The 25,583-nt window shown below is 67.0% G+C and carries 24 protein-coding genes and 3 tRNA genes; 21 read left to right on the forward strand and 6 right to left on the reverse strand.

The features are described from left to right. Nucleotides 1–22 precede the first annotated feature (22 nt). The 8 genes from leuD to FEF27_RS04760 all read left to right on the forward strand — a co-directional run bounded on the left by leuD (nt 23) and on the right by FEF27_RS04760 (nt 8,607). A complete protein-coding gene (leuD, locus tag FEF27_RS04725; RefSeq protein ID WP_138169700.1) occupies nt 23–622 on the forward strand; it encodes a 3-isopropylmalate dehydratase small subunit in 600 nt (199 codons plus the stop codon). Nucleotides 623–727: 105 nt separating this feature from the next. Further along, the gene (murA, locus tag FEF27_RS04730; protein WP_138169701.1) at nt 728–2,050 is read left to right on the forward strand and encodes a UDP-N-acetylglucosamine 1-carboxyvinyltransferase; all 1,323 of its coding nucleotides are present in this window, start codon (nt 728–730) and stop codon (nt 2,048–2,050) included. Nucleotides 2,051–2,078: 28 nt separating this feature from the next. Next, a complete protein-coding gene (locus FEF27_RS04735; protein WP_138169702.1) occupies nt 2,079–2,840 on the forward strand; it encodes a lysophospholipid acyltransferase family protein in 762 nt (253 codons plus the stop codon). Then, nucleotides 2,837–3,898, forward strand: a complete 1,062-nt coding sequence (locus FEF27_RS04740) for an NAD(P)H-dependent glycerol-3-phosphate dehydrogenase (protein WP_138169703.1) — start codon at nt 2,837–2,839, stop codon at nt 3,896–3,898. Before FEF27_RS04735 ends, FEF27_RS04740 begins: the two co-directional genes overlap by 4 nt. Further along, nucleotides 3,888–5,036 (forward strand): D-alanine--D-alanine ligase family protein, encoded by a 1,149-nt coding sequence (locus FEF27_RS04745; RefSeq protein ID WP_138169704.1) that lies wholly within the window; start codon nt 3,888–3,890, stop codon nt 5,034–5,036. Before FEF27_RS04740 ends, FEF27_RS04745 begins: the two co-directional genes overlap by 11 nt. A 9-nt stretch (nt 5,037–5,045) precedes the next feature. Beyond that, entirely contained in the window at nt 5,046–5,384 is a 339-nt protein-coding gene (locus FEF27_RS04750; protein WP_208009677.1) for a DUF3039 domain-containing protein, read from the forward strand. A 3-nt stretch (nt 5,385–5,387) separates the two neighbouring features. Beyond that, entirely contained in the window at nt 5,388–7,169 is a 1,782-nt protein-coding gene (locus FEF27_RS04755) for a DEAD/DEAH box helicase (RefSeq protein WP_243729094.1), read from the forward strand. 361 nt (nt 7,170–7,530) lie between these two features. Next, nucleotides 7,531–8,607: a type IV toxin-antitoxin system AbiEi family antitoxin domain-containing protein gene (locus FEF27_RS04760; RefSeq protein ID WP_138169705.1), complete on the forward strand. Its 1,077-nt coding sequence runs from the start codon at nt 7,531–7,533 to the stop codon at nt 8,605–8,607. Nucleotides 8,608–8,672: 65 nt separating this feature from the next. On the opposite strand, the gene FEF27_RS04765 is transcribed toward FEF27_RS04760, so the two are convergent. After that, nucleotides 8,673–9,326: an isochorismatase family protein gene (locus tag FEF27_RS04765; protein ID WP_138169706.1), complete on the reverse strand. Its 654-nt coding sequence runs from the start codon at nt 9,324–9,326 to the stop codon at nt 8,673–8,675. Between the two features lie 140 nt (nt 9,327–9,466). Between FEF27_RS04765 and FEF27_RS04770 the strand changes: the two genes are divergently transcribed. The 7 genes from FEF27_RS04770 (at nt 9,467) to FEF27_RS04800 (ending at nt 15,103) form a co-directional block, all read left to right on the forward strand. Then, nucleotides 9,467–10,744, forward strand: a complete 1,278-nt coding sequence (locus FEF27_RS04770) for a nicotinate phosphoribosyltransferase (protein WP_243729102.1) — start codon at nt 9,467–9,469, stop codon at nt 10,742–10,744. Nucleotides 10,745–10,847: 103 nt separating this feature from the next. After that, nucleotides 10,848–11,153 (forward strand): ATP-dependent Clp protease adapter ClpS, encoded by a 306-nt coding sequence (clpS, locus tag FEF27_RS04775; protein ID WP_138169707.1) that lies wholly within the window; start codon nt 10,848–10,850, stop codon nt 11,151–11,153. Nucleotides 11,154–11,159: 6 nt separating this feature from the next. Then, nucleotides 11,160–11,786, forward strand: coding sequence for a DUF2017 family protein (locus FEF27_RS04780; protein WP_138169708.1), 627 nt, complete (start codon nt 11,160–11,162; stop codon nt 11,784–11,786). An 18-nt stretch (nt 11,787–11,804) separates the two neighbouring features. Further along, nucleotides 11,805–12,590, forward strand: a complete 786-nt coding sequence (locus FEF27_RS04785) for an MBL fold metallo-hydrolase (RefSeq protein ID WP_138169709.1) — start codon at nt 11,805–11,807, stop codon at nt 12,588–12,590. A gap of 27 nt (nt 12,591–12,617) precedes the next feature. Beyond that, nucleotides 12,618–13,352: a ribonuclease PH gene (gene rph, locus FEF27_RS04790; RefSeq protein ID WP_138169777.1), complete on the forward strand. Its 735-nt coding sequence runs from the start codon at nt 12,618–12,620 to the stop codon at nt 13,350–13,352. Next, a complete protein-coding gene (gene rdgB, locus FEF27_RS04795) occupies nt 13,349–13,984 on the forward strand; it encodes an RdgB/HAM1 family non-canonical purine NTP pyrophosphatase (RefSeq protein ID WP_138169710.1) in 636 nt (211 codons plus the stop codon). Before rph ends, rdgB begins: the two co-directional genes overlap by 4 nt. After that, a complete protein-coding gene (locus tag FEF27_RS04800) occupies nt 13,985–15,103 on the forward strand; it encodes an exonuclease domain-containing protein (RefSeq protein WP_243729095.1) in 1,119 nt (372 codons plus the stop codon). On the opposite strand, the gene FEF27_RS04805 is transcribed toward FEF27_RS04800, so the two are convergent. Next, nucleotides 15,084–15,836 carry a hypothetical protein gene (locus FEF27_RS04805; protein ID WP_138169711.1) on the reverse strand — a complete coding sequence of 251 codons (753 nt, stop codon included), beginning with the start codon at nt 15,834–15,836 and terminating at the stop codon, nt 15,084–15,086. The genes FEF27_RS04800 and FEF27_RS04805 overlap by 20 nt on opposite strands. Here FEF27_RS04805 and FEF27_RS04810 point away from each other — a divergent pair. The 3 genes from FEF27_RS04810 to FEF27_RS04820 are packed head-to-tail and all read left to right on the forward strand — an operon-like array spanning nt 15,835 to nt 20,584. Further along, nucleotides 15,835–17,058: an exonuclease SbcCD subunit D gene (locus FEF27_RS04810; protein ID WP_138169712.1), complete on the forward strand. Its 1,224-nt coding sequence runs from the start codon at nt 15,835–15,837 to the stop codon at nt 17,056–17,058. The two genes, FEF27_RS04805 and FEF27_RS04810, sit on opposite strands and share 2 nt — an antisense overlap. After that, complete coding sequence (locus tag FEF27_RS04815; protein ID WP_138169713.1) at nt 17,055–20,081, forward strand: AAA family ATPase; 3,027 nt, start codon at nt 17,055–17,057, stop codon at nt 20,079–20,081. The genes FEF27_RS04810 and FEF27_RS04815 overlap by 4 nt, the downstream gene beginning before the upstream one ends. Beyond that, nucleotides 20,078–20,584 carry a hypothetical protein gene (locus FEF27_RS04820; protein ID WP_138169714.1) on the forward strand — a complete coding sequence of 169 codons (507 nt, stop codon included), beginning with the start codon at nt 20,078–20,080 and terminating at the stop codon, nt 20,582–20,584. The genes FEF27_RS04815 and FEF27_RS04820 overlap by 4 nt, the downstream gene beginning before the upstream one ends. A 6-nt stretch (nt 20,585–20,590) precedes the next feature. Here the strand turns inward: FEF27_RS04820 and FEF27_RS04825 are convergent, their stop codons facing one another. The 4 genes from FEF27_RS04825 to bcp form a co-directional block, all read right to left on the reverse strand. Continuing rightward, complete coding sequence (locus FEF27_RS04825; protein WP_138169715.1) at nt 20,591–22,087, reverse strand: malate:quinone oxidoreductase; 1,497 nt, start codon at nt 22,085–22,087, stop codon at nt 20,591–20,593. An 86-nt stretch (nt 22,088–22,173) separates the two neighbouring features. Beyond that, nucleotides 22,174–23,826 (reverse strand): ABC transporter substrate-binding protein, encoded by a 1,653-nt coding sequence (locus tag FEF27_RS04830; RefSeq protein ID WP_138169716.1) that lies wholly within the window; start codon nt 23,824–23,826, stop codon nt 22,174–22,176. Between the two features lies 1 nt (nt 23,827). Then, nucleotides 23,828–23,909, reverse strand: a tRNA-Leu gene (locus FEF27_RS04835). Between the two features lie 88 nt (nt 23,910–23,997). Further along, entirely contained in the window at nt 23,998–24,465 is a 468-nt protein-coding gene (bcp, locus tag FEF27_RS04840; RefSeq protein WP_138169717.1) for a thioredoxin-dependent thiol peroxidase, read from the reverse strand. 55 nt (nt 24,466–24,520) lie between these two features. Here bcp and FEF27_RS04845 point away from each other — a divergent pair, with 55 nt between their 5' ends. The 3 genes from FEF27_RS04845 (at nt 24,521) to FEF27_RS04855 (ending at nt 25,505) form a co-directional block, all read left to right on the forward strand. Next, nucleotides 24,521–25,063 (forward strand): hypothetical protein, encoded by a 543-nt coding sequence (locus tag FEF27_RS04845; RefSeq protein WP_138169718.1) that lies wholly within the window; start codon nt 24,521–24,523, stop codon nt 25,061–25,063. A gap of 112 nt (nt 25,064–25,175) precedes the next feature. Further along, a tRNA-Lys gene (locus FEF27_RS04850) sits at nt 25,176–25,248 on the forward strand. A 183-nt stretch (nt 25,249–25,431) separates the two neighbouring features. Then, a tRNA-Pro gene (locus FEF27_RS04855) sits at nt 25,432–25,505 on the forward strand. Nucleotides 25,506–25,583 lie beyond the last annotated feature (78 nt).

The raw sequence follows: 25,583 nt of genomic DNA on the forward strand, positions 1-25,583 counted from the left end.
CGACACAGCACAGGAGCATCCCATGGAACCCTTCATCACCCACACCGGCACCGGTGTCCCGCTCAGACAGTCCAATGTGGACACCGACCAGATCATCCCCGCAGTCTTCCTCAAACGCATCACCAAGACCGGGTTCGAAGACGCCCTGTTCTACGCCTGGCGGAAGAACCCGGACTTCGTGCTCAACCAGGAGGCCTACAAGAACGGAACCGTCCTGGTCGCCGGCCCGGACTTCGGGACCGGCTCCTCCCGGGAGCACGCGGTCTGGGCGCTGCGCGACTATGGATTCAAGGTGGTCATCTCCTCGCGCTTCGCCGACATCTTCTACAGCAACGCAGCCAAGCAGGGTCTGCTGGCGGCCAAGGTGGCTCAGCCCGACGTCGAACTGATCTGGAAAGAGCTGGAGACTGACCCCACCACGGAGATCTCCGTGGACCTCGAATCCAGAACCGTGCGCTGCGGAACGGTGGACACCACCTTTGACATTGACAACTACACCCGGTGGCGGCTGATGGAAGGGCTGGATGATATCTCCCTCACCCTGCGGCAGGACGAGGCCATCACCGCATTCGAAGCCCACCGTCCCGGCCTGAAGCCCACCACCCTGCCGGCCAAGGTGTAATTGACCTCACGCTCCGTTCGGGCGCTGCAAGGGAACCCGAATCTTGATCGGGTACAGTGGCAACGCTGAGAATCAGCTGACCTGACGAAGGGACCTCTCAACTCCATGGCAAAGCTGCTCACCATCCAAGGTGGTAAGCCCCTGCGCGGCGAAGTGCACGTCCGGGGCGCCAAGAACCTGGTCCCCAAATCCATGGTTGCCTCCCTGCTGGGCAGCGAACCCTCGGAACTGCGTAACGTCCCGGAGATCAAGGACGTGGAGATTGTCACCAACCTGCTGAGCATCCACGGGGTCAAGGTGGACCGTGATGCGGCCTCCGGGGTGATGACGCTGGACCCGCGCGAAACCTACTCGGCCGAACACACCGAGATCGACACCCACGCAGGTGACTCGCGCATACCTATCCTGTTCTGCGGACCCCTGATGCACAAGAACGGGGAGGCGTTCATCCCTGACCTCGGTGGTTGCCGCATCGGAGACCGGCCCATCAACTACCACCTCGAGGTGCTGCGCAACTTCGGCGCCGTGGTGGACAAGCGGCCTACCGGCATTCACATCTCCGCACCCAAAGGTCTGCGCGGAGCGAAGCTGGAACTTCCCTTCCCGTCGGTGGGCGCCACGGAGCAGGTGCTGCTGACCGCGGTGCTCGCCGAAGGCATCACCGAGCTGAAGAACTCCGCGGTGGAACCGGAGATCCACGATCTCATCGCCATCCTGCAGCAGATGGGCGCGATCATCACCGTCTACACGGACCGGACCATCCGCATTGAAGGGGTCTCCCGGCTCTCCGGCTTCCGGCACCGTTCCATACCGGACCGGAATGAGACCGCCTCCTGGGCCTCTGCAGCGCTGGTCACCGAAGGGGACATCTACGTCCGCGGGGCCGCCCAGCGGGACCTGACCGCCTTCCTCAACACCTACCGCAAGATCGGCGGAGAGTTCGAGGTCGACGACGACGGCATGCGCTTCTGGCACGCCGGAGGACCACTGAATCCGCTCGTGCTGGAAACGGATGTGCACCCGGGGTTCATGACAGACTGGCAGCAGCCCATGGTGGTGGCACTGACCCAGGCCAACGGGGTCTCCATCGTCCACGAGACCGTCTACGAGAACCGGTTCGGCTTCACCGAAGCGCTGACCCGGATGGGATCCTCCATCCAGCTCCACCGGGAATGTCTGGGCTCCAACCCCTGCCGGTTCGGACAGCGGAACTTCCTGCACTCAGCGGTGATCTCCGGGCCCGTCACACTGCATGGAGCTGATATTGACGTCCCGGACCTGCGCGGAGGCTTCTCCCATCTGATCGCGGCCCTGGCCGCCAACGGCACTTCCAACGTCACCGGCATCGAGATCATCTCCCGGGGCTATGAGCACTTCATCGACAAGATCGCCGGACTGGGCGCCGACATCTCGATCTCCGAACGCTGATCCCCCCTGCCCGGTAGGGTCTACAGATATGACACGACGACGCCGCCTCCCGCTGGGGATCCGCGCCACGGCCCACCTGGTCCGGCCGATGATGAACCTGCTGATCGGCAAGGAATGGCGGGGCCTGGAGACCCTGCCGGAGAGCGGGTTCATCGCAGTGACCAACCACGTCAGCAAGATCGACCCCCTGGCAGTCGGTCTGGCAGTGGTGAGGACCGGCACCATTCCGCACTTCCTGGCCAAGGACTCCCTGTTCCGGCTGCCGGTGGTGGGTCCCGCACTGACCAGGCTCCAGCAGGTCCCGGTGGCCCGGGCCGACCGACAGGCCGCCAAGCAGTCACTGCAGGTGGCCCAGAGCGCCCTGGACCGGGGCGGGGCCATCATGATCTACCCCGAGGGCACGCTCACCCGAGACCCCGAGCTGTGGCCCATGCGGGCCAAGACCGGAGCCGCTCGGCTGGCGCTGAACACCGGCGCACCGCTGATACCGTTCGTCCACTGGGGCCTCCAGGATGTCTTGGCCCCCTACGCGAAGCTGCCCAAACCGTGGCCGCGGAAGAAGTACGTCCTGCAGGTCGGAGACCCCATCGACCTGTCTGATCTGCGCCAGCGCCCGCTGACCCGGACCGTGCTCGCCGAGGCCACCGAGCGCGTCGAGGCGGCGCTGACCGAAGGGGTGGCCCAGTTGCGCGGCGAGCCGGCTCCTGAGCTCATCTGGGACCGGGCGCTGAATCAGCGTGTGCCGCGCCACCAGCTGCGCGCCCGCGGCGGAGACGAGGTTGCCTCATGAGCTCCACCGCGCACAAGGAAAAGATTGCGGTCCTCGGGGCTGGGTCCTGGGGCACCACCTTCGCTAAGGTGCTTGCCGACGCCGCCGCCGGTGATGCCGAGGGCGCACCGGGGCAGATCGTACTCTGGGCGCGGCGCCCGGAGGTCGCTGACGAGATCAGCCAGCGCCACACCAACACCACCTATCTGGACCAGCTCACGCTCCCCGAGCTGATTACCGCCACAGACCAGCTCTCCGCGGCAGTCAGCGGAGCCGGCGTCGTCGTCCTGGCCCTGCCGGCCCAGAGCCTCCGCGATCATCTGCCTGAGGTCCGGCAAGCACTGGCCCCCGGTGCCGTGGTGGTCTCCCTGATCAAGGGACTGGAGCGCGGCACCCACCTGCGCATGTCCGAGGTCATTGCCGCTGAGCTGGGGGTGGCCGATGACCACATTGCGGTGCTCTCCGGACCGAACCTGGCCATGGAGATCGCCCGCGAAGAGCCCACCGCCTCCGTGGTGGCATGCCGGGATGCCGCGGTGGCCGAACGCATTGCGGGACTGTGCAGTGCGCGGTACTTCCGGCCCTACACCAACACGGATGTCACCGGGGTGGAGATCGCCGGGATTGTGAAGAATGTCATCGCGCTGGCGGTGGGAATGTGTGACGGTCAGCAGCTGGGGGACAACTCCAAGGCCTCCGTCATCACCCGCGGGCTGGCCGAGACCACACGGCTCGCCGTCGCCCTGGGCGGACGGCTGGAAACGCTGTCCGGGCTGGCTGGCCTGGGCGATCTGGTGGCCACCTGCGCCTCCCCGCTGTCCCGGAACCGCAGCGCCGGCCGGCTGCTGGGTCAGGGCTACAGCCCTGAGGAGACCGCCCAGCAGATGACGCAGACCGCGGAGGGCATCAAGTCCGCCGGCGCGGTGCTGGAACTGGCTCACCAGCACCAGGTGGAGATGCCGATCACCGAAGCGGTGGTCGCGGTGCTCACCGGGAAGCTCGCGGTGGAGAACATCGCCACGCTGCTGCTGGCCCGGGAGCTGAAGGCCGAGCGGGAAGGACTGACTCATGACCGCTGACATCACCCCTGACAAGCCGCGGGTGCTGGTGCTCTACGGGGGCCAATCCTCCGAACATGCCGTCTCCTGCGTCACCGCAGCCGGGGTGCTCAACGCCATCGACACCGACAGGTTCGACGTCGTTGAGGTGGGGATCACCGCAGACGGGCAGTGGACCAACCCCAGGGTGGATCCGCGGACCCACGCTTTCGGGGGCGAGGAGCTGCCCCGGGTGCTGCCCACAGATGCCAGTGTCCAGCTGGTCCCCGGAGCCTCCGGCTCCGCGGCCCGCAGCGCCGAGCTGGTGGAGATCGGTCCTGAGCTGGAGGTCACCCCGCTGGGCCGGGTGGACGTGGTGCTGCCGCTGCTGCACGGGCCCTTCGGTGAGGACGGTACCCTGCAGGGGATGCTGGAGATGGCCGGTGTGCCGTACGTGGGAGCGGGAGTGCTCACCAGCGCTGTCGGGATGGACAAGCACTTCATGAAACTGGCCTTCCAGGCCGCCGGTCTCAGCGTCGGCCCCTGGGAAACCATCACCGCCCGCCAATGGGCTGCCGACCCCCAAGGCTCCATGGAGCGGCTGCGGCAGCTGCAGCCGCCCGTCTTCGTCAAACCGGCACGCGCCGGCTCCTCCACCGGCATCACCCGGGTCGACACCCTCGACCAGCTTGACCAGGCGCTGCAGACCGCGCGCAAGTTCGACCCCAAGGTGATCGTGGAGCAGGGGATTGACGGCCGCGAGATCGAATGCGGTGTGCTGGGCGGCGCGAACGGGTCTGCGGCGCGGACATCCCTGCTGGGGGAGATCGTGGTCGGTGACGGCTCTGAGGCACACCAGTTCTACGACTTCAACGCCAAGTACACCGACGCCGCGGCAGCACAACTGTCCTGCCCCGCAGACCTCCCCGACGAGGTCAGCGCCGAGATCCGCCGCCAGGCTGCGCTGGCCTTCGACTCGGTGGACGGTGAGGGCATCGCCCGGGTGGACTTCTTCTACACCACCACTGGGTCTGTGGTCATCAACGAGATCAACACCATGCCGGGGTTCACCCCCATCAGCATGTACCCGCAGATGTGGAAGGCCACCGGGATGGGTTACACCGAGCTCATCACCGAGCTGATCGAGCTGGCCCTGCAACGGCCGGTGGGCCTCCGCTAAAATGGCCACATGATGTCCTTCACCGACCACGACTCCCGGATGCACACTGCCGATCCCGCAGCCGCTCCCGGCGGAGCAGCCACCATTGAGCGGGAACGGGTCGAGCAGCCTGCCGAACCCGGTGATCACGAGCGCTTCTCGCACTATGTGAAGAAAGACAAGATCATGGAGTCCGCCCTTGAGGGCGGGGCCGTGGTGGCGCTATGCGGCAAGGTCTGGGTGCCCTCGCGGGACCCCAAGAAGTTCCCGGTCTGCCCCGAATGCAAAGAGATCTACGAGGGCATCAGCTCCGGTGACGACCAAGGCTCCGGCAAGGGCCGCGGGTTCTTCGGCTTCGGTAAGAACTGAGGCGTGACCGAACCCACACTGTTCGACGTCGGCACCGACGTCGGCTCACAGCTTCCCCCTGCCTACCCGCACCGGGCTGCTCACGGCACCGCCGGAACCCTGCGCCAATGGCAGCAGGAGGCCCTGGACCTCTACATCCAGAAACGGCCCAAGGACTTCATGGCCGTGGCCACCCCCGGGGCGGGCAAGACCACCTTCGCGCTGCGGGTGGCAAAACTCCTGGTCGAATCCGGTGAGGTCAACCGCATCTACCTGGTGGTGCCCACCGAACACTTGAAGCGGCAATGGGCCGACGCCGCCGCGCGGGTCGGGCTGGCCGTGGACCCGAACTTCAAGAACAGCGACGGCCGCCACGGCTCCCAGTTCATCGGAGTGGCGGTCACCTACGCGCAGGTGGCCAATAAACCGGCCCTGCACCGGAACAAGACCGAGGCAGGGCGGACCCTGGTGATCTTCGACGAGATCCATCACGCCGGCGATTCACTCAGCTGGGGCGACGGGGTGCGGGAGGCCTTTGACCCCGCTGTGCGCCGACTGGCGCTGACCGGCACACCCTTCCGGTCCGACACTTCACCGATCCCTTTCGTCACCTATGCCGAAGGACCCGATGGGGTGCCCCGGTCCCGGGCCGACTACTCCTACGGGTACGGTCCGGCCCTGAAGGACCTGGTGGTCCGCCCGGTGGTCTTCATGGCCTACTCGGGCAATATGCGCTGGCGCACCGCCTCGGGTGAGGAGATGGAGGCCCAGCTCGGCGGTGCCGCCACCAAGGACATCACCCAGCACGCCTGGCGGACTGCGCTGAACCCGGAGGGGGAGTGGATCCCGGCGGTGCTGCGCGCGGCCCACCAGCGGCTGATGAAAGTCCGGGACCGGATACACGATGCCGGGGGACTGGTCATCGCCACTGACCATGAAGCCGCCCGTGCCTATGCCGCGCAGCTGGACCGCCTCACCGGGCAGCCGACCACGGTGGTGCTTTCTGATGACAAGGACGCCTCACGCAAGATCGAGCAGTTCAGCCAGGATGAGTCCAGGTACTGGATGGTGGCGGTGCGAATGGTCTCCGAGGGGGTCGACGTCCCCCGGCTCTGCGTCGGGGTGTACGCCACCTCCACCTCGACGCCGCTGTTCTTCGCCCAGGCGGTGGGCCGTTTTGTGCGTCTGCGCAAGAAGGCTGAGGTCGCCAGTGTCTTCCTGCCCTCAGTGCCGGTGCTGACCGATCTGGCCAATGCCATGGAGGCTGAACGCGATCACGCGCTGGCCGCCCCAGACGCCGATGACCCTGAGGACGGGGAGATCCCGGAGGCTGACCTGCTGCAGCAGGCAGAGCAGGAGGAGCGAGCCAGCGCGGAGCTCGCCAAGGGTGAGTTCGCCGCTCTGGGCTCCAGTGCGGCCTTCGACCGGGTGATGTTCGACGGCGAAGAGTTCGGCCTCGGCGGAGCGATCGGCTCCGAGGATGAGATGGACTTCCTGGGGATCCCGGGGCTGCTGGAGCCCGAACAGGTCTCGCAGCTGCTGCGCCGCCAGCAGGCCGAACAGCTCCGACGTCGGCCCAAGGGCACCGACGGCGCCGGCGACGTCGTCGACCACCGGCAGTTGAAGGCGCTGCGCAGCAAGCTGAACAAATCGGTCTCCGCCTATTCCGCCAAGACCGGAATGCACCAGGGCAGCATCCACACCAAGCTCCGGGACAAGTGCGGCGGCCCCCCGGTGGGCCAGGCCACCCAGACTCAGCTCGAGGCCCGGTTGAAGCAGCTGCAGCTCTGGTTCGTCAGCAAGTAGGTCCGTCCCCGGGTCGCCAGTGACGTGGATCTGCTGCGTCCGACCCACTTCTGGCTCGCGATCGCACCGGTTCACCCGGCCGGAGGGCCACCTCGCCGGCCCGGCCACCCGAATCCCACCCGAATCATCGGCACACCGGGCCCTGAACCCTCGGGGCGCAACATTCGATGGGACACCTCCCCGGAAATCGGCCATGTATCCCATCGGATGTCCCACAACAGGCCGCTCCTGAGGCACAAACGCAACATTCGTGGGGATTCAGGGGCAGACAAGCGGCCAGTGTCCCACTGAATGTTGCAGCAGGCTGCGTTATCCACAGGCGGGGGCGGACGCTCTGCACCGATTCCGTTGCTCTGCCAGGATGAGCACTATGCCACGCCGGTCAGCAGCGACAGGGACCATCGAGCTGCTGCGCGCCGGGAAGAGGCGAGGCCGTTCCCGCTCGGCGCTGAGCCGGGCAGTCCACAGCGGCGAGCTACACAGGCTACGCCAAGGGGTATTCGTACGCGCGGAGCAGTGGGCGCAAGCGCGGCTGAGTCAGCGGCACCGGGCGTTCACCGCGGCGGTGGGGCTGACCTCCGCCTCGGCGGTTTTCTGCGGCCGTACCGCCTTGTCTCTCTATGGACTCCCGCTGCTGAGCTGGCCGCAGCAGGTGCACTGCCGAACCCGGCATCACAGCCGCGTCGGAGTCAGCGACGCTGGATTCTTCACAGTCCGCACCTCCTTTCCGCTAAAGCACGCCTCACTGTCACGGCAGGAGGCACAGCTGCGGCTCCGTCGCGCGGACCTCGCGCTTCCGTACATGAATGTGCCGGTCCCGGGTGTGAGCTTAGAAGACGGCAGCCGCATTGAGGTAAGGGTGGAGCCCCTGCCAAGCGTCCTGGTGGACACGCTGCCCCGGCTGTCCCGGCAGGAGGCGATCGTGGTGCTGGACGCGGCGCTGACCGGGAAGTACGACTACGGGGTCAGAGTCACTGACCGGGACCTGCACACTGCAGAGTCATTCCTCAGTCCTGGCCACACAGCTGCGTGGCGCCAGCTGCGCGACTTCGCCGATGCGCGGTCGGAGAGTCCGGGGGAATCCCGTTCACGTGTGCTCTTCGACGAGCTGGGCTTCGAGGCCCCACAGCTGCAGGTGGAGCTGCACCTGGCCGGTGTGGGACGAGTCCGCGTGGACTTCTGGTGGGAAGGTCTGGTCTGCGAATTCGACGGCATGATCAAGTACACACGCCAGTTCACCGACCGCGACGCGGAGGACGTCGTGAAACAGGAGAAGCTGCGGGAGGACGCGCTGCGGATGCACGGCTACCGGGTGGTGCGAATCACCTGGAGCGACCTCGACGACCCGCAGACGTTGGGGCGCAAGCTGCTCCTTGCAGGAGCCCCGCACCGCGCCACCAGGTGGCATGGGGGCGCGAGTTGGTCAGCGGCAAGTTAGACAAAGCGCCTGAAGGCTGCCGGGTTTGACCGGGAGTTCAGCCCCCGGTCCCGAGGCAGTACCACTCAGTCGGCGGGCAGCTCGTCGCTGGTGAGCAGCTCGATCCCGGCCTCGCGCAGCTCCTGGTAGGTCTGCTCGATCTTCTGCTGGTTCACACCCACGGTGAGGTCGGTCAGCACCCGCACCGCGTAGTCGTTCTCGGCGGCATCCAGTGCGGTGGCCCGCACACAGTGGTCGGTGGCGATCCCCACAATGACCACAGAATCGATCTCGCGCTCCTGCAGCCAGGAGTCCAGGTCCGGAGCGTCGGGGGAGACCACGTCCTCCGGCTCCACCTTGATGCCCTTCTCGCCCTCGAGGATGCCGACCCGCTCCGGGTCCCCCAGGCGGCCCTCGAATCCGGAGTAGCCGTCGTCGTACAGTCCTTTCAGGAACCGGGCCTGGACGTAGTCAGTGTCCAGGTCCTCGTGCAGTTCCGCCCCCGGAGAACCTGCGAGGCAGTGCACCGGCCAGGTGTGCTCAAAGTCGGGTTCGGTCGAGAAGTGTCCACCGGGGTCCATATGCCAGTCCTGGGTGCTGACCACAGCGTCGAACTCAGCGTGGTGGTCCTCCAGGAACTCGCTCAGTTCCGCGGAGAGCCGTGCCCCGCCCTCCACTGCGAGCGCCCCACCTTCGCAGAAATCGTGCTGAACATCCACGATGATCAGTGCCTGAGCCATGAGCCTCTCCTCTGCAACGGTGGCGGCGGTGTACGTGCTCCAACGGTACTACTGGTCTGGCCTCAGCGGTACAGGCACGGGCATAGGATTGACCCGTGACGTTCTCCACCGCACTGCTGACCGACCAATATGAACTGACCATGCTGCAGGCAGCCCTGCGCTCCGGGGCGGCCCACCGCCGCTGCACCTTCGAGGTCTTCGCACGCAGACTTCCCCAGGGGCGCAGGTTCGGGGTGGTGGCAGGAACCGGCCGGCTGCTGGAGGGCTTGGAGACGTTCCGGTTCCGGCGCAATGAGCTGGACTTCCTGGCTGAGCGTGGCATCGGCGACGACGACACCCTCGACTTCCTCTCCAGCTACCGCTTCAGTGGGGACATCAGCGGCTACGCCGAAGGCGAGATCTACCTGCCGCACTCTCCGGTGCTGCAGGTCAGCGCCACGTTCGCCGAGGCCTGCCTGCTGGAGACCTTTGTGCTCTCTGTACTCAACCACGACTCCGCCGTGGCCTCCGCCGCTGCGCGGATGGTGATCGCCGCAGGGGGCGCTCCCGAATCCGGTGGCCGGCCCTGTGTGGAAATGGGCTCGCGGCGGACCCACGAGTTCTCCGCCACAGCGGCCGCCCGCGCAGCAGGGGTCGTGGGCTTCGCTGCCACGTCGAACCTGGAGGCCGGCCGCAGCTGGGGGGTCCCCACACTGGGCACCGCCGCCCACGCCTTCACCCTGCTGCACGACTCCGAAGAGGACGCCTTCGCCGCCCAGGTGGAGACGTTCGGTCCCGGCACCACGCTGCTGGTGGACACCTACGACGTCGAGGCGGCAGTGCGCAAAGCCGTCGAGATCGCCGGCTCCACACTCGGGGCGGTGCGGTTGGACTCCGGGGACTTGGTGGCCCAGGCGCACGAGGTCCGGAAGCTGCTGGACTCCCTGGGCAACAGTGCCACCCGGATCATCGTCTCCTCAGACCTTGACGAGTACGCGATCGCCGGACTGGCCGCTGCGCCGGTGGACGCCTACGGGGTGGGCACACGACTGGTCACCGGCTCCGGCGCGCCCACTGCCTCCATGGTCTACAAACTGGTCCAGCGCCAGGACAGCAAGGGTGCCGAGGTGCCGGTGGAGAAAGCCTCCCCGAACAAGGCCAGCGCGGGCGGGAAGAAGCAGGCCCTGCGCAACCTCGACGCCGACGGGCGGGCGGCAGCAGAGATCATCTCCACCGATGCCACCCCGGAGCACTCCGGCTACTCCGGCCGCAACCTGCACGTCCCGCTGGTGGTCAGCGGCAGCGTGACGCCCGGCACCACAGGTCCGGAAGGCGTCCGGGCAGCGGCGCAGCGGCACCGCGCCTCAGTGGAGGAGCTGCCCGCCGCCGCCCAGCGGCTCTCCGAGGGCGAACCGGTGATCCCCACGGTCTTCGTCTGAGGCGCAGCAGGTTCGGCGACCCAGTGCCGGTCTGTCGACCCAGTGCCGGTCTGTCGACTCAGTGCCGGTTCGTCGACCCAACGCCGGTTCGTAGAATAGAGCTATGACTTCAGCTGCCGGATCAACGCTGACCCAGGAGGGCACCGAGCTCGACCTGCAGCGCAGCGTGCTGCACAGCCGCCCCTACCAGGTGGTGGTGTGGAACGACCCCGTGAACCTGATGTCCTATGTGGCGTGGGTGTTCCGCAGCTACTTCGGCTACTCCCGGGACAAAGCACACCAGCTGATGCTCCAGGTCCACCACGAGGGCCGGTCCGTGGTAGCTTCCGGGCCGCGGGAGAAGGCCGAGCAGGATGTCACCGCCATGCACAGCTACGGGCTGCAGGCCACCGTCGAGGAAGCGGAGTAGACCGCCATGGCCCGTGCCTTCCGCGCCACCACCCGTGGCTACCGAGCGGATATGGAAACCTATGAGAGGCGACTGCTGTCGCATCTGTGCGCCGATGTCATCTCCATGCTGGAGGCCCGTGGCCAGGCATCGGGCGACGACGCCGCCACCGCACCGGAGGACGGATTCGCCCACTTCCGCCGCGAACTGGCCGGCCTGGGCGTGGACATCGACGGTGAGACCGAGGAGTCCGGGCTGGAGCCTCCGGCTGATGCGGCGCTGGCTCGCCTGCTGCCCGACGCCTCGGGCGACCCAGCGGAGGCGGCCCAGCTCCGCAGGCTCTCCGAGGCTTCGCTGCGGGAGTCGAAGATCGCCGACCTGCGGGCGGCGCGTATGGCTCTGGAATCTGACCCGGTCTCGCTGTCGGAGGAGCAGGCCCCGGTGTTCGGCCGCGCACTCAATGCGGTGCGTCTGACCTTGGCGGCACGGCTGGAGATCGACGATGAGGACGACGCCGAACGGGTCCACCAGATGGCTTCTGGGTCCAAGGCTTCCACCACGGAGGAGTTCATGGCCGAGCTCTACACCTTCACCACGTGGCTGCAGGAGTCACTTTTCAGCGCGATGCTCGATGTCATGCCAGACGACCAGTGACGCTATGCTGAACGCCATATGAAACTGACGATCATCGGGTGCAGCGGCTCCTTTCCGGGGCCGCACTCCTCTGCCAGCTGCTACCTGGTCAGCCAGGAGTATCAGGGCCGCACCTGGCGCATCGCTCTCGACCTCGGCAGCGGGGCGCTGGGCCCGCTGCAGCGCCACATGGCGCTGGAGGACCTGGATGCGGTGTGCCTGAGCCACCTGCACCCGGACCACTACATGGACCTGACCGGCCTGCACATCGCGGTGAAGTGGCGTCCCGGCGGCTGGCCCAGTGAACGCATCCCGGTCCACGGGCCGGTCGGCACCGATATGCGTATCGCAGCAGCTCACGGGATCGACCCGGTCCCGGGGATGCACCAGGAGTTTGAGTTTCACCACTGGTCTCCAGGCCAGCCCACCATGATCGGCCCCTTCACCATCACCCCGATCACCGTGCGGCATCCGGTGGAGGAGCCCTACGCGCTGCGCATTGAGGCCCCGGGGACCAACGGAGACACCCGGGTGCTGACGTATTCCGGGGACACCGACAGCTGCTCCGGTCTGGTCGAGGCCGCCCGCGGCTCCGATGTGTTTCTGTGCGAAGCCGCCTACCAGGACGGCCGCGATGACGACATTGAGGGGATCCACCTCAACGGCGACCGGGCAGGGATGACAGCCGAACAGGCAGGAGTGGGTCGACTGCTGCTGACGCACATGCCGGCGTGGACCGATGCCAATGTGGTGCGCGAACACGCCGCCCGCCGCTACTCAGGAAACATTGCTGTGGCCGCCGACGGGGTCACCTACCAGATCTGAAATACGCTACAGGGAGGGTCAATGACTATGACGATTGTCCGTGCTGATGGCCGCGCCGTCGATCAGATGCGCGAAGTCACCATCACCCGCGAATGGTCGGCGCACGCCGAGGGAAGTGCACTGATCGAGTTTGGTGACACCAAGGTGCTGTGCACCGCCAGTGTCGAGTCCGATGTTCCGCGCTGGCTGCGCGGGCAGGGCCGGGGGTGGGTCACCGCCGAATACGCCATGCTCCCGCGCGCCACCAACACCCGCAACGCACGCGAGTCCATTAAGGGCAAAGTCGGCGGGCGCACCCATGAGATTTCTCGGCTGATCGGACGTTCCCTCCGCGCGGTGGTCGACCTGGAGTCGCTGGGCGAAAATATGATCACGCTGGACTGCGATGTGCTGCAAGCAGACGGCGGCACCCGGACCGCTGCGGTGACCGGAGCGTTCGTGGCTCTGGCCGATGCCATCGAATGGGCTCGCGGCGAAGGCAAGATTCGCAAGCGGGCAGAGGTCCTGCGGGACTCCGTGGCTGCGGTGTCGGTAGGGGTGCTGCCAGAGGGAACCGCCGTGCTGGACCTGCCCTACGGGGAGGACTCCACCGCGGGGACGGATATGAACGTCGTGGTCACCGGCAGCGGCGAGTTCGTCGAGGTGCAGGGCACCGCTGAGGGTGCACCGTTCAGCCGGGAGCAGCTCAACGCCCTGCTGGACCTGTCCCTCACCGGCTGCCAGCGCCTGGCGGACCTGCAGAGGATGGCACTGGCCCAGTGAGCGGCCAGATCGTCCTCGCCACCGCCAATCAGGGCAAGCTCCGCGAGTTCCGAGCCCTGCTGGCCGCCCAGCCGGCCCTGCGTCACCTGGACCTGGACACCGCAGTGGTCGACGCCGCCACCGCCGGGGCCCCAGCGGTCCCCGAGACAGGGGTGACGTTCGCTGAGAATTCCCTGCTGAAAGCTCGCGCCGTGGCCGCCCACACCGGTCTGCCGGCAGTCGCCGATGACTCCGGCCTGGCCGTGGACGTCCTCGGCGGCGCGCCCGGGTTTCTCTCCGCCCGCTGGGCCGGAGCGCAGTCCAGCGACATCAACAACCGCCGACTGCTGCTGGAGCAGCTGAGCGACGTTCCCGCCCGCCACCGGGGGGCGGCCTTCGTCTGCGTGGCCAGCCTGGTGACCCCCAGCTCCCACCGCGCGGGCCCGGGGGAGCACACCGCAGAAGGACGGTTGGAAGGCACCCTGCTGACCCAGGAGCGGGGAACAGGGGGCTTCGGCTACGACCCCATCCTGCAGCCGGCCGGGGAGACCCGCTCCTGTGCTGAGCTGACCATGGAAGAGAAGAACGCGATCTCACACCGCGGCCAGGCCTTCGCCGCGCTGGCTGAGCGCATCGTGGAGGTACTGGCCTAAATGTCACTGTCAGCACTTGGCTCCCTGGCTGATCTGCGCCCACCACGAGTGAAGGGCCTGAACTTCACCGCTGTGGACTTCGAAACCGCCAACGGCTTCCGCGGCTCACCCTGCGCGATCGGGATGGTGCGCGTGCGCGACGGCAACGTCGACGAGCTGTTCTTCAAACGCATGCGGCCACCAGAAGGGTTCGACCGCTTCGACCCGCGCAATGTCCACATCCACGGCATCACCGCCGAGCGAGTGGCCCAGCAGCCGCGCTTCGGGGAGCTCTTCGCAGACATCGCAGACTTCATCGGGTCAGACACGCTCATCGCGCACAACGCAGGCTTCGACCTCGAGGTCTTCGAATCCGCCTTGGAGGTCTCCGGGCTGGACTCACCGGGTCTGCGCGCACTGTGTTCGCTGCGCCTGGCGCGGGCGGTCTACCAGCTCGACTCCCACGCCCTGCCGCGCTCCGCCGCAGCGGCCGGTTTCCACCTCAAGCACCACCACCACGCCCTGTGGGACGCTCGCGCGGCGGCCGCAATCGTGGTGGACATCGCCGAGCGTGAGCGGCAGAAGCAGCTGCACCCGCTCTTTGCCGCCCACGGCATTGAGCTGGAGGAGCTCCAGTCCTGGTCCGGGCCCCGTGACTACGAATCCCGGGCCACCCGGCAGGCCCGCGGCTGTGCGGCACTGCTGGACGCCCGGACTCCCGACGTCACCGAGGACATGCTCCCGGACCTGATGCGCTGGCAGGACGAGGGCCGGAACCTACCGGCCAACCCTCAAGCCGACCCCAGCCACCCGCTCTGTGGTGAGCACATCGTCTTCAGCGGCAACCTCGCCGTCCCCCGCGCCGACGCCAAGGCGCTCGCGGCCGAGCACGGGGCCACCACGGCCTCGAAAGTCACCAGTGCGACCACACTGCTGGTGGTCGGCGACGGGGTCAGCAGCCAGGATCTGCAGGCAGAGCGCACGGTGCCGCCGCTGCGGGCACGCAAGGTCGTGGAAGCCCTGGACCGCCGCAGCCAGGGCCAGCAGCTCCGGCTCGTGACGGAGGACGGCTTCCGGCAGCTGCTCGGCGATGCATGGCCGCTGCCGGACTCCTCGGCGGTCAGCGCCGCGGCAGAGTAGTCTCCCGCCACCGCCGGCCCAGATCCTCCACCACCAGCTGCAGCAGCTCATGCTTCGGCCCCGGCGCGGGGGCACCAGGTGGCTGCCCCGCCCGCTGCTGCGCATCGCGGACCAGCCGGGGGTGGCCGTGGGTGAGGCAGATGGCCTGGGCCGCCCAGTCCTGCTTCATCGGGGTCTCCACGTAGGGCAGCGCACTGATGGGCACAATACGCAGCAGGGCGGCGTCGTCCTCAGCCTCCGGCTGCGCCGGAGCCCGGGGTGAGCCCATGTCACCGGAGGCGAGTCCGGCCAGCGAGGTCCCTGCGCTGCCGGGCACCAGCTCCACCGCGGCGGCATCCACAATCCGGCGCAGCGCGTGGGAGGTGGGCCGCGGCGGCGGCTGGGGCGCCCCAGGGGGAAACCGCCCGGTGATCACGTGGTGCCAGCGCAGAGCGGCCAGCCACATGCTCGCCGCCGGGTCAGCCCCGGTGCCCTCACTGGACCATTCAAGGACTTCCAGCAGCCCATCACCCATACACAGCGCCAGCAGCGCTTCGGCGTGGACTGCCTCGCCGGGGGCCGGAAGCAGGCTGAGCATCACGGGTTCGAAGGAGTCGATGAGCTGCAGGTCTGCTGGATCCGGCGCGGAGGAGGTCACGAACGGCAAGAATACCGACATTTTCGCGTCCGGCGGAGTCCATGTGGGTGCCCCGCCGTAGGCTGGTGGCAGTGACAAGAGAAGTGAGTCGATCATGAAGCTGCTGCACACCTCGGACTGGCACCTGGGCCGCGGGTTCCACGGCGCGGATCTGCGTGAGACCCAGCTGGAGATGATGCGGACCGTCTGCACGGCGGTGACCGAGCATCAGGTGGATGTGGTGCTGGTCTCCGGAGACGTCTTTGACCGCGCGCTGCCCCCCGAGTGGGCTGTCCGGGAGCTGGGCGCGTGCCTGCGTCAGATCCGCGAGGCCGGGGCGCTGGTGGTGATGACCAGTGGCAACCATGACTCGGCGGTCCGGCTCGGCTTCAACCGTGAACTGGTGGCACACTCCGGGGTCCACATCCGGTCCGGGCTTGAGGATGCCTGGACACCGGTGGAGGTCACCTCGCACCAGGAACGGGTGCTGATCTACGGAGTCCCGTACTTGGAGCCGCAGATCTACGCGGCGGAACTGGGCCTGGACCGGGCGCACCACTCGGCGGTGATGTCAGAGGTGGTCCGCCGCATCCGTGCAGATGTGGCGGCGCGGACTGATCCGGAGCACGACGCCGCGCCCCGGGTGATCGTGATGGCCCACCTGTTTGCCCACCGCGGCCAGGCCAGTGAATCCGAACGCAGCATCGGCGCCCCGGCGGTCCCGGAGGCCACCCTGGAACACCACCAGAACAGCGTCGGAGGGCTAGCGGTGGTCCCGCTGGAGATTTTTGAAGGCTTCGACTATGTGGCCCTGGGCCACCTGCACGGGCGCCAGCGGCTCGCCGACCGGATCCGCTACTCCGGATCACCCCTGCGCTACTCGTTCTCCGAGGAGCACCACCATAAGGGGGCCTGGCTGGTGGACACCCAGGCGCTGCAGGACCCGGCAGCAGCGGTGACTGCGGTGGACTGGAGTCTGGGCCGCGAGGTCGCCCGTCTGCAGGGCACACTGGAGACGATGCTGGCTCCGGAGACAGTGCAGGCCCACCAGGAGGCGTTTGTGCAGATCACGCTGACTGATGATGAACGCCCCGCGCGGGCCTACCACCGTCTCAGCGAGGCGTACCCCCTCCTAATGCAGTACCGGTACGCAGGGCGGGGGCTGCAGCAGCCTGAGCACAGTTTCAGTCAGCGGCTGCACACCGCGCAGAGCGAGCTCGAGGTGGTCACCGGGTTCCTCGAACATGTGCGCAACCGGAGCGCCACCGGTGAGGAGCTGGCGGAGGTGGCCTCCGCGCTGGAGGCAGTGCGCACCACAGAAGCCGGGGAGCCGGCATGAAGTTCCACTCGCTGACCGTCTGCGCGTTCGGTCCCTTTGCCGGGACTGAGAGGGTGGACTTCGACGCGCTCAGCGCGGACGGGTTGTTTCTGCTGCGCGGCCAGACTGGGGCCGGAAAGACCTCGGTGCTGGATGCCATCACCTTTGCCCTCTACGGCGACGTGCCGGGGCACCGGCGCGCTGAGGGGTTGAAGTCCCAGCACGCACCGCTGGAACGTCAGCCCTATGTCGAGTTGGAATTTTCCACCGGGCAGGACCGCATGTGGGTTCGGCGGGAGGCCACCTATTACCGCCCTGCCAAACGCCGCGGGGCCGCCCCCCAGCGGGTAGGTTCCGCCCTCTACATCAAGCGTCTGCAGCAGGGTGAGTGGAAGCCGCTGCCGGTGCACAAGATCGATGAGGGCGCCGCTGAGCTCCAACGCCTGCTGGGGCTGAGCATGGGGGAGTTCACCAAGGTGATCATGCTCCCGCAGGGCTCGTTCGCCCAACTGCTCCACGCCTCAAACGATGATCGGCGCAAGATTCTCGAGCAGCTTTTCGACATCCGGGTCTATGAGCAGTTGGAACAGCACCTGGAAGAGTGCAAACAGCAGTCCGCAGCCCAGCGCAAAGAGCTGGAATCCCAGATAACTCTGCACACCCGCCAGCTGACCAACTGTGCGGCCGCGCTGCTGACCGATGCGATGCCCCAGACAGCGGACCTGCTACCAGAACAGCTCAGCGAGCCAGTGCTGCACCACCTGTGGCAGCAACAGGCCGCGCTGCAGACCGCCGCAGCCGAAGCCCAGGACGCCGCAGCGCAGGCACAGGACAGATGGACGGAGCTGACGGCCCGGCGCCGGGAGCTTCAGCGCTGGAGTGAGCATCAGGAACTCAGACGCCTGCACGAGCAGGCCCGAGGCGACGCCGAACAGGCCGACCAGCTGCTCTCCCATCACCAGCGGGCACTAGCAGTCCAGCAGTGGCTCACCCGCGCTGACCAGGACACCGACACCGCCCACCAAGAGCAGGAGCGCGCCACGGCCATCCAGCAGCAGGCCCAGGAACTGCTGCGTGAGCAGCCAGAACTGGCAGCGGAGTCAGTGGCTGCGGCAGCCGAAGAGCTCGTGGAGCTGCGCGCCCGGCTCACCGACCCGGAGGTCAGTCAGCTCGAACAGCGCTGGGCGGAGCTCACTGAGGCGGCGCACACGGCAGACCACGCCGCAGCGCAGGCCCGGACGCTGATCCAGGCGCGCGCAGCCGAGATCACCACGGTCTCGGAGGAGCTGGAGTCGGGGCAGGCTCAACTGGTGCCCGCAGAGGAGATCGACCAGGAGATCGACGAGACCCAGCAGGCTGCAACAGAGGCACAGAGGCGCACCGAGCTCCACCAGCAGCGTGAGTCCGCCGCCGCACGGCTGGAGGAGCTGGAACGGCAGGAGGTGGCAGCACAGGTCGAGCAGCGGGAGGCGGAGCAGACCTACCGGCTCCGCTTCGCAGATTCGCTCCAGCAGGCCGCCGCCCAGGTGGCCGCTGAGCTTTCTCCCGGGGAGCCGTGCCTGGCCTGCGGCTCTCGAGACCACCCTGAGCCGCTGGAGCAGCAGGCTCATGCCGTCTCGGCTGCCGACTGTGAGTCCGCACTGGAACACTGGCAGCAGACGCGCCTGAACTGCGCCGACCTGGCTCAGCGCCGGCGCAGCACCGAGGCCGAGCTGGAGCACATCCGCAGCGCCCTCGGTGATGAGGCAGACGTGCCGGCCGAGCAAGCCCACCGAGAGCACCGCAGCGCCGAGGAGCGGGTCCGTGTGGCGCGGCAGCGCCGCCAGGAGCAACGGGCTCTGCTGAACGAGGTGGAGAAGCTGCGCCAGCGGCTGGCAGACCTGCAGACGCAGCGCACTGCCGCCGAGCACACCGCCGAGCGCGAGGGCGCCGACGCTGCACGTCTGCGCAGTGAGGCGGAGGCCGCACGCCAGCGGCTGAGTGCACTGCGCGGCGGATACCCCAGTGTGACTGAGCGCATCGCGGACCTGGATCAGTGGCACCAGAAGTTCACCGCCGCCCAGCAGGCTGCCCAGCGCGCGGCCCAGGCACAGGAGACCGCCAGGCGCAGCGCAGCAGAGGCTGCGCAGCAGGTGGCGGACTCCCCATTCCCCAGTCCACAAGCCGTGCTGGAGGCTCAGCTCCCGGCCGAGCGGCTGAGTCAGTTGAACCAGCAGGTGGCCGACTTCAGAGACCGGGAGACCAAACTGGCGTTTGAGGCGGAGCTGGAGGAGATCATCGCCGGCCGAGAGCGCGCCGCCCGCGGAGAGCAGTCCCCGTCGCAGCAGGAACTGGACCTAGCCGAGCAGGATGCGCGCCAGGCTGACCAGGAAGTGGAGACGGCGGCACGCCGACTGACGGAGTACGTGGCGGAGGCCAAAGCGGTGCAGCGTGCGGCTCAGGACCTCCAGGAAGCGCTCAGTTCCCGCGACCAGCAGGCGGCGGCGGCGCAGCTTCGCGCTGAGCTGGCCGATGCGGTGCTGGCCCGCGGAGGTGATAACGAGAAGGGCATGCGCCTGACCACCTACGTGCTGGCCGCCCGGCTGGAACGGGTCACCGAGGCCGCCACCCGGCATCTGAGCATTATGACCGACGGGCGCTACCAGCTTCTGCTGGACCCGGAGCGCACCGGCACCAGGCAGCGGCTGCGCGGCCTGGATCTGAAAGTCTTCGACGAACACGCGGAGCAGGAGCGGCCCGCCCAGTCGCTCTCCGGGGGCGAGACCTTCATGGCGTCACTGGCACTGGCCCTGGGACTCGCCGAGGTGGTGCAGTCTGAAGCAGGCGGGGTGGGGCTGGATAGCCTGTTCATTGACGAAGGGTTCGGTTCCTTGGACGATCACACCTTGGAAGCGGTGATGTCAGCGCTGCACACTCTGCAGGGCGAGGGCAGAAGGATCGGGGTGGTCAGTCATGTCACAGAGATGCACCAGCAGATCCCGGTGCAGCTGAAAGTCACCAAGACTCACACCGGCTCCGCGCTCGAACTTGTCGGTGTCCAGTGAGTCGCGCGCTGGAGCTGCTGGCCCGCCTTCCCGGGACCCTGCTGCCATTCGCAGTGGGGCTGAGTCTGGTCAGCGCACCCGGAGTGAGGTGGTGGACGGCTCTGGCCGGCGGCGTCGTCGCACTTGTAGGGTATCTGCTCTCTCCAGTGGTGGCGCGGCTGGCAGTGCGCTGGTGGGGCAGCTGGAAGAATCTGCTGCTGGGTCAGGCGGTGCTGTATGTGGTGCTGGTGGTGCTGCTCCTCGCCGCCGCTGAGCAGCAGCGGCAGTGGGTGGTGCTGCCGTTGGGTCTGCTGGCCGGGGCTGCTGCTCCTGCCGAGCGGGTGTGCTCACCCAATCCTCGCCTTGATCGCACCGCTCTGGGCCTCAGTGCGCTCATCGCCCTGGGCAGCGGATTCGCCGCCGCATGGGCGCTGCCGCTGGCGGCCTGCGGGGTCGCAGCAGCAGCCGCCGTTCCGGCGCTGGTGATGCGCCGGTACCGGGTCAGGCCCGTCGACTCCCCGTAGGGGCGCTCAGGAGCCCAGCTGCAACGTCGCGGAGGTCGCGGCGCTGACTTCGTGGAGCAGCTTCGGTTCCTCATTGAGCACCCGCCCAAAGGAAGGCACCATGTTCTCCAGCTGGGGCTTCCACGACTCGATCTGTCCGGGGAAGCAGCGCTCCAAGAGTTTGAACATGATGCTGGGTGCCGTGGAGGCCCCAGGGGAGGCGCCCAGCAGGCCAGCGATGGAACCGTCGGCGGAGGCGATCAGCTCGGTGCCGAACTGCAGCACACCCTTGCCCTTCTCATTGCGCTTCATGACCTGCACCCGCTGGCCTGCGGTGATCAGCTCCCACTGATCGGGGTGCGCCTCTGGGTAGAAGTCCCGCAGTGCCTCCACCTTCTTCTTGTGGGTCTTGGCCACTTCCTTCATCAGGTAGGTCACCAGGGAGGTGTTGGCCGCCCCGACCTGCAGCATGGGGATGAGGTTGTGTCCGCGGACTGAGAGTGGAAGGTCAAAATAGGAGCCAGCTTTGAGGAAGTTCGTGGAGAATCCGGCGAAGGGGCCGAACATCAGCGACCGTCGCCCCTCCACGAACCGGGTGTCCAGGTGCGGCACAGACATTGGCGGAGCGCCCACTGAGGCCAGACCGTAGACCTTGGCGTGGTGCTCCTCCGTGATGGCCGACTCTGTGGTGCGCAGGAACTGACCAGAGACCGGGAAGCCGCCGAACCCCTTGATCTCTTCGATGCCGCTGGACTGCAGCAGGCTCAACGCCCCGCCGCCGGCCCCCACAAAGACAAAGCGCGCGCTGGCGGAGAACTTCTCACCGGCAGCAGTGTCCTTCACCTTCATGTCCCAGCGTCCGTCGGTTCCGCGGCTCAGGCCCGAGACCTCATGGTTGTAGCGCATCGCGACTCCCTGGGCGCCGAGGTGGCCGGCCAGTTGGCGGGAGATGGAGCCGAAGTCGACGTCGGTGCCGTCCTCGAACCGTGAGGCGGCCACCGGGGTGGTGTCGGCGCGCCCGCGACCCAGCAGCGGAGCCCAGCCGGCGACGGTGTCGAGGTCCTCAGTGTGCTCGATGTGGGAAAAGAGCGGCTCCGCCCGCATCGCGTGGTAGCGGTCCCGCAGATACTGGGTGTTCTTCGGCCCCCACACGAAGCTGATATGCGGCAGCGCGTTGATGAAGGTGCGCGGCGTACCCAGCACGCCTTCCTTCACCCAGTGTGACCACAGCTGACGGGAGACGTGGAACTGATCAGCGATACCGCAGGCCTTGGCGGTGGAGATCGAGCCGTCTGTCCCGCGGGGGGTGTAGTTCAGCTCGCAGTAGGCGGTGTGGCCGGTCCCGGCGTTGTTCCACGGATCCGAGGACTCTTTGCCCACGCCGTCGAGCTTCTCGAACAGCGCGATGTTCCAGTCGGGCTGGAGCTCCTTCAGAATGGCTCCCAGCGTGGTGGACATGATGCCACCGCCGATGAGAATCACATCGAATCGCTGGGTGGAGTGGGTCGACGCTGACTCGCTCACGGCAAGGCTCCTCTAATGGCAGATGTGCGACGGATCGGATAAGACTTTACCGCCGGGCCTGCACGGCAAGAAATTGAGCTCCCTCGTCATCCCTGGCGCAGGCGGATCTTCTTGAAACGTTCATTCAGTACCGGGGACATGGGATAGTCAGTCACCCGGGAGTTCAGCGCCAGCCCGGAGATCGGGTATGCCAGGGGCAGGGCGGGCAGCTGTTCCTGGATGAGGTCTGCCGCCTCACGGTACAGCTCCGCGCGCGGCTCCTCCTCAGATTCGGCGCGGGCTTCGTTGAGCAGATCCGTGATGTCGGCGTCGTGGAAGTTGAACTCGCGGGTCTGCTGGCCGAACAGCGGGCCGAGGAAGGCGTGCGGCGAGCGGAAACCGCCGTTGCGTCCCAGCAGGTGCAGCGCGCGGGAGGAATCACCCATGACCTGCTCGAGGTACCCCTCATCCCAGCGGATGGGCCTGGGTCGGATGGTGAAGCCCGCCGCGGTGAGATCAGCAGCGATCGCGGCGAAGACCGCCTCCGGCTGCGGCAGGTAGCTGCGGGTGGTCCGGATCGGGTAATAGAAGTCCAGGGGCTCACCGTCATAGTCGGACTCCGCCAGCAGCTCCTGGGCTTCGGAGAGGTCATAGTCGTAGCGCAGCGCGGTCTCGGAGTGGACAGACAAAGCCGCCGGGGTGAACTGGTAGGCCGGGCGGGAACCCTCCAGAAACAGCCGCTCCACCAGTTGAGGGCGATTCACCGCCCGGGCTGCCGCCTCCCGAACGAGGATGTCGGACATCACCGGGTGGTCGAGATTGAACCCCATGTAGAGCACCGAGAAAGGGTCCCGCTGGAGGATCATGCGGCCTGACTGGACCAGTGAGCGCAGGTTGTCCGCAGTGATCAGGTCATAGACGTCGGCCTGGCCCCGCTGCAGCTCGCGCAGTCGATCAAAGCTGCGCGGCAGCGGGCGCACGATCACTTCCCCGGGACCCTCGGTGGCCCCCCAATACTGGTCGAATGCCCGAAGCCGCACCTGAGAGTCGCCCTCCGTGTCCGTTTCGACCAGCCGGTAGGGGCCGGTCCCGGCAGGGGAGCGTGAGACAAGACCGGGGTCCCTGTCGACCAACACCTCACCCGAGGCGATACCGAAGGCGGGGAGTGTCAGAGCCTGCAGCAGGTAGACCACCGGCTCACGCAGAGTCAGCACCATCGTTCGGTCGTCCTGCGCCTCCACCGACTCCAGCACACACTCCGGGTCTGACATGAATCCGCCGAAGACGGTGGGGAACGCCAAGGGGACCGACTGGCTGAGGTTACCGGCACCGTAGAGGTCATCCAGGCGTCCCCACCGCTGGAAATTCTGCACCACAGTCTCAGCGCTGAGTGCCGACTCATCGTGGAAGACCACACCTCGGCGCAGGGTGAACGTGTAGGTCAGCTCGTCCTCGCTGACCTCCCACTCCTGGGCAAGCAGCGGCTCCAGGGACCCCGTGTGATCAATGCCCACCAGCGGTTCGAAGATCTGGCGGACGATCCGTTCGGTCTCCGAGTCGGTGGCCACACCAGGATCCAGGGACTTCGGGCGGTGGATGCCAGCAACGGTGACCCGTCCGGCGCCGGGGTCAGCAGCGGCGTCGTCCGGGTCTTGAGGAAAATCTGGAGCCTGAGCGTGGTGGGCTGCGGTCGTCAGAGCGGCCACTGCTCCCGCAGCCGACGAGGCGCCCAAGAACCTGCGTCGGGAGAGCGATGTCACGTGCGCGAGGGGGGACTTGAACCCCCACGTCCTAAGACACTGGAACCTAAATCCAGCGCGTCTACCAATTCCGCCACTCGCGCGAGGCGCTGACCAGCGCGCTCTTCGCACGTGGCAGCAGCACACCAGTGTACCGGTGCTTCAGCAGCTCCGGCTCCCGCGGACTCAGCGCTAGACCCCCAACTCTTTGCGCAGGCGGGCTACATGTCCGGTGGCCTTGACGTTGTACTGCGCCAGCGTCACGGTTCCGGCAGCGTCCACCACCACTGTAGAGCGGATGAGACCTTCATAGACCTTTCCGTAGTTCTTCTTCTCTCCCCAGGCGCCATAGGCTGCGGCCACGGAATGATCCTCATCAGACAGCAGCGGAAAGCTCAACTGCTCCTGCTCGGCGAAACTCTGCAGCGCAGAGACCGGATCCGGAGAGATGCCCAAGACCTGGTACCCGGCGGCGTTCAGGGACTCCAGCGAATCCCGGAAGTCGCATGCCTGGGTGGTGCATCCGGGGGTGGCGGCCTTCGGATAGAAGTAGATGACCACCTGCTGGCCCCGGTAGTCCTCCAAGGACACGGGGCGTTCCTCATGGGAGGTCAGGGTAAACGAGGGTGCGTTATCACCGGGGGAGAGGTGGTCAGTCATGGAAGGTGTTCTCCTTGTCAGGTGGGGGTTTCACTGCTCCCCGTAGACTATCGCCATGGTGATTCACTCGGAGCGCAGTCCGGCGGAGGAGCAGCTGGTGGCCGCCTTCCGAGCGGTCTTTGACGCCTCGGTGATGAATTTTGGTTCCTACAACCTGCTCTACGCGGAGAACATTTTCGGCCGCGAGGAACACCCGGAGCTGCTGCTGGCAAGCAGAGGTGCCCCCTCCGCCGACCTCTCCGCGCAGGAAGCGGTCGAGGCTGCCCGCCACCTGCTGGTGGGGTACCGGCGGGAGCCTGCAGAAATGGTGCTGTGCCCCATTGACCCAGCTGCCATGTTTCCCCCGACGGAAACCGCGGAGGCGGTCTCGCCGCGGGTGCCAGCGCTGGTGAATCTGACGAATCTGGCCGGGATGGCCTCCGAGGGCACGACGGTGGAAATCGCCATGTCGACCGGACGCCGGATCAAGCTGGACATCCGCACACCTGTCACGTTTGAACAGATCCCGGAGGTGCCGTTGCACCAGGAGCTCGATATCGAGGACTTCTACACGTTTCTGGACCACTTCATGGATGTCATTGAGCGTAAGGGCAGCTGAGACGAACATCACCGCACCAGGGATTAGCGCGAACTGGTCAGCGGTGCTAGCATAGTGTGTCGTTGCCCACCGGCTGGGCGACTTTCTTTGTGTCCTTTGTTCTGCCGAATCAGGGCCTCTAGCTCAACTGGCAGAGCATCAGACTCTTAATCTGCAGGTTGCGGGTTCAAGTCCCGCGGGGCCCACGGAACAAAGAGCACAAAGGAGAAAGCCGCTGGTCCTGACGATCAGCGGCTTTTCTGCTGAAAAGAGCAGTGTGGTGTGCAGGTGGCGGACGGATTCGCCGCTGACGGCACAAACACGGTACTGTTGACCGGTCCGTGTCCGGGTACAGTGAGGCTGCTGTCCCCGCAAGCACAGGATTGTGACGGGATGTAGTTCAGTTTGGTAGAGCGCTCGCTTTGGGAGCGAGAGGTCGCAGGTTCAAATCCTGTCATCCCGACAGTGCCCGGGGCCGGCCGCATGCAGCGGCCGCACCCCGGCCTGAAGCGTCAGGCACCTGCAGCTTCCCGGCAGGCGG

It is taken from the genome of Nesterenkonia sphaerica (assembly GCF_005771565.1).
Taxonomy (GTDB): Bacteria; Actinomycetota; Actinomycetes; order Actinomycetales; family Micrococcaceae; genus Nesterenkonia; species Nesterenkonia sphaerica.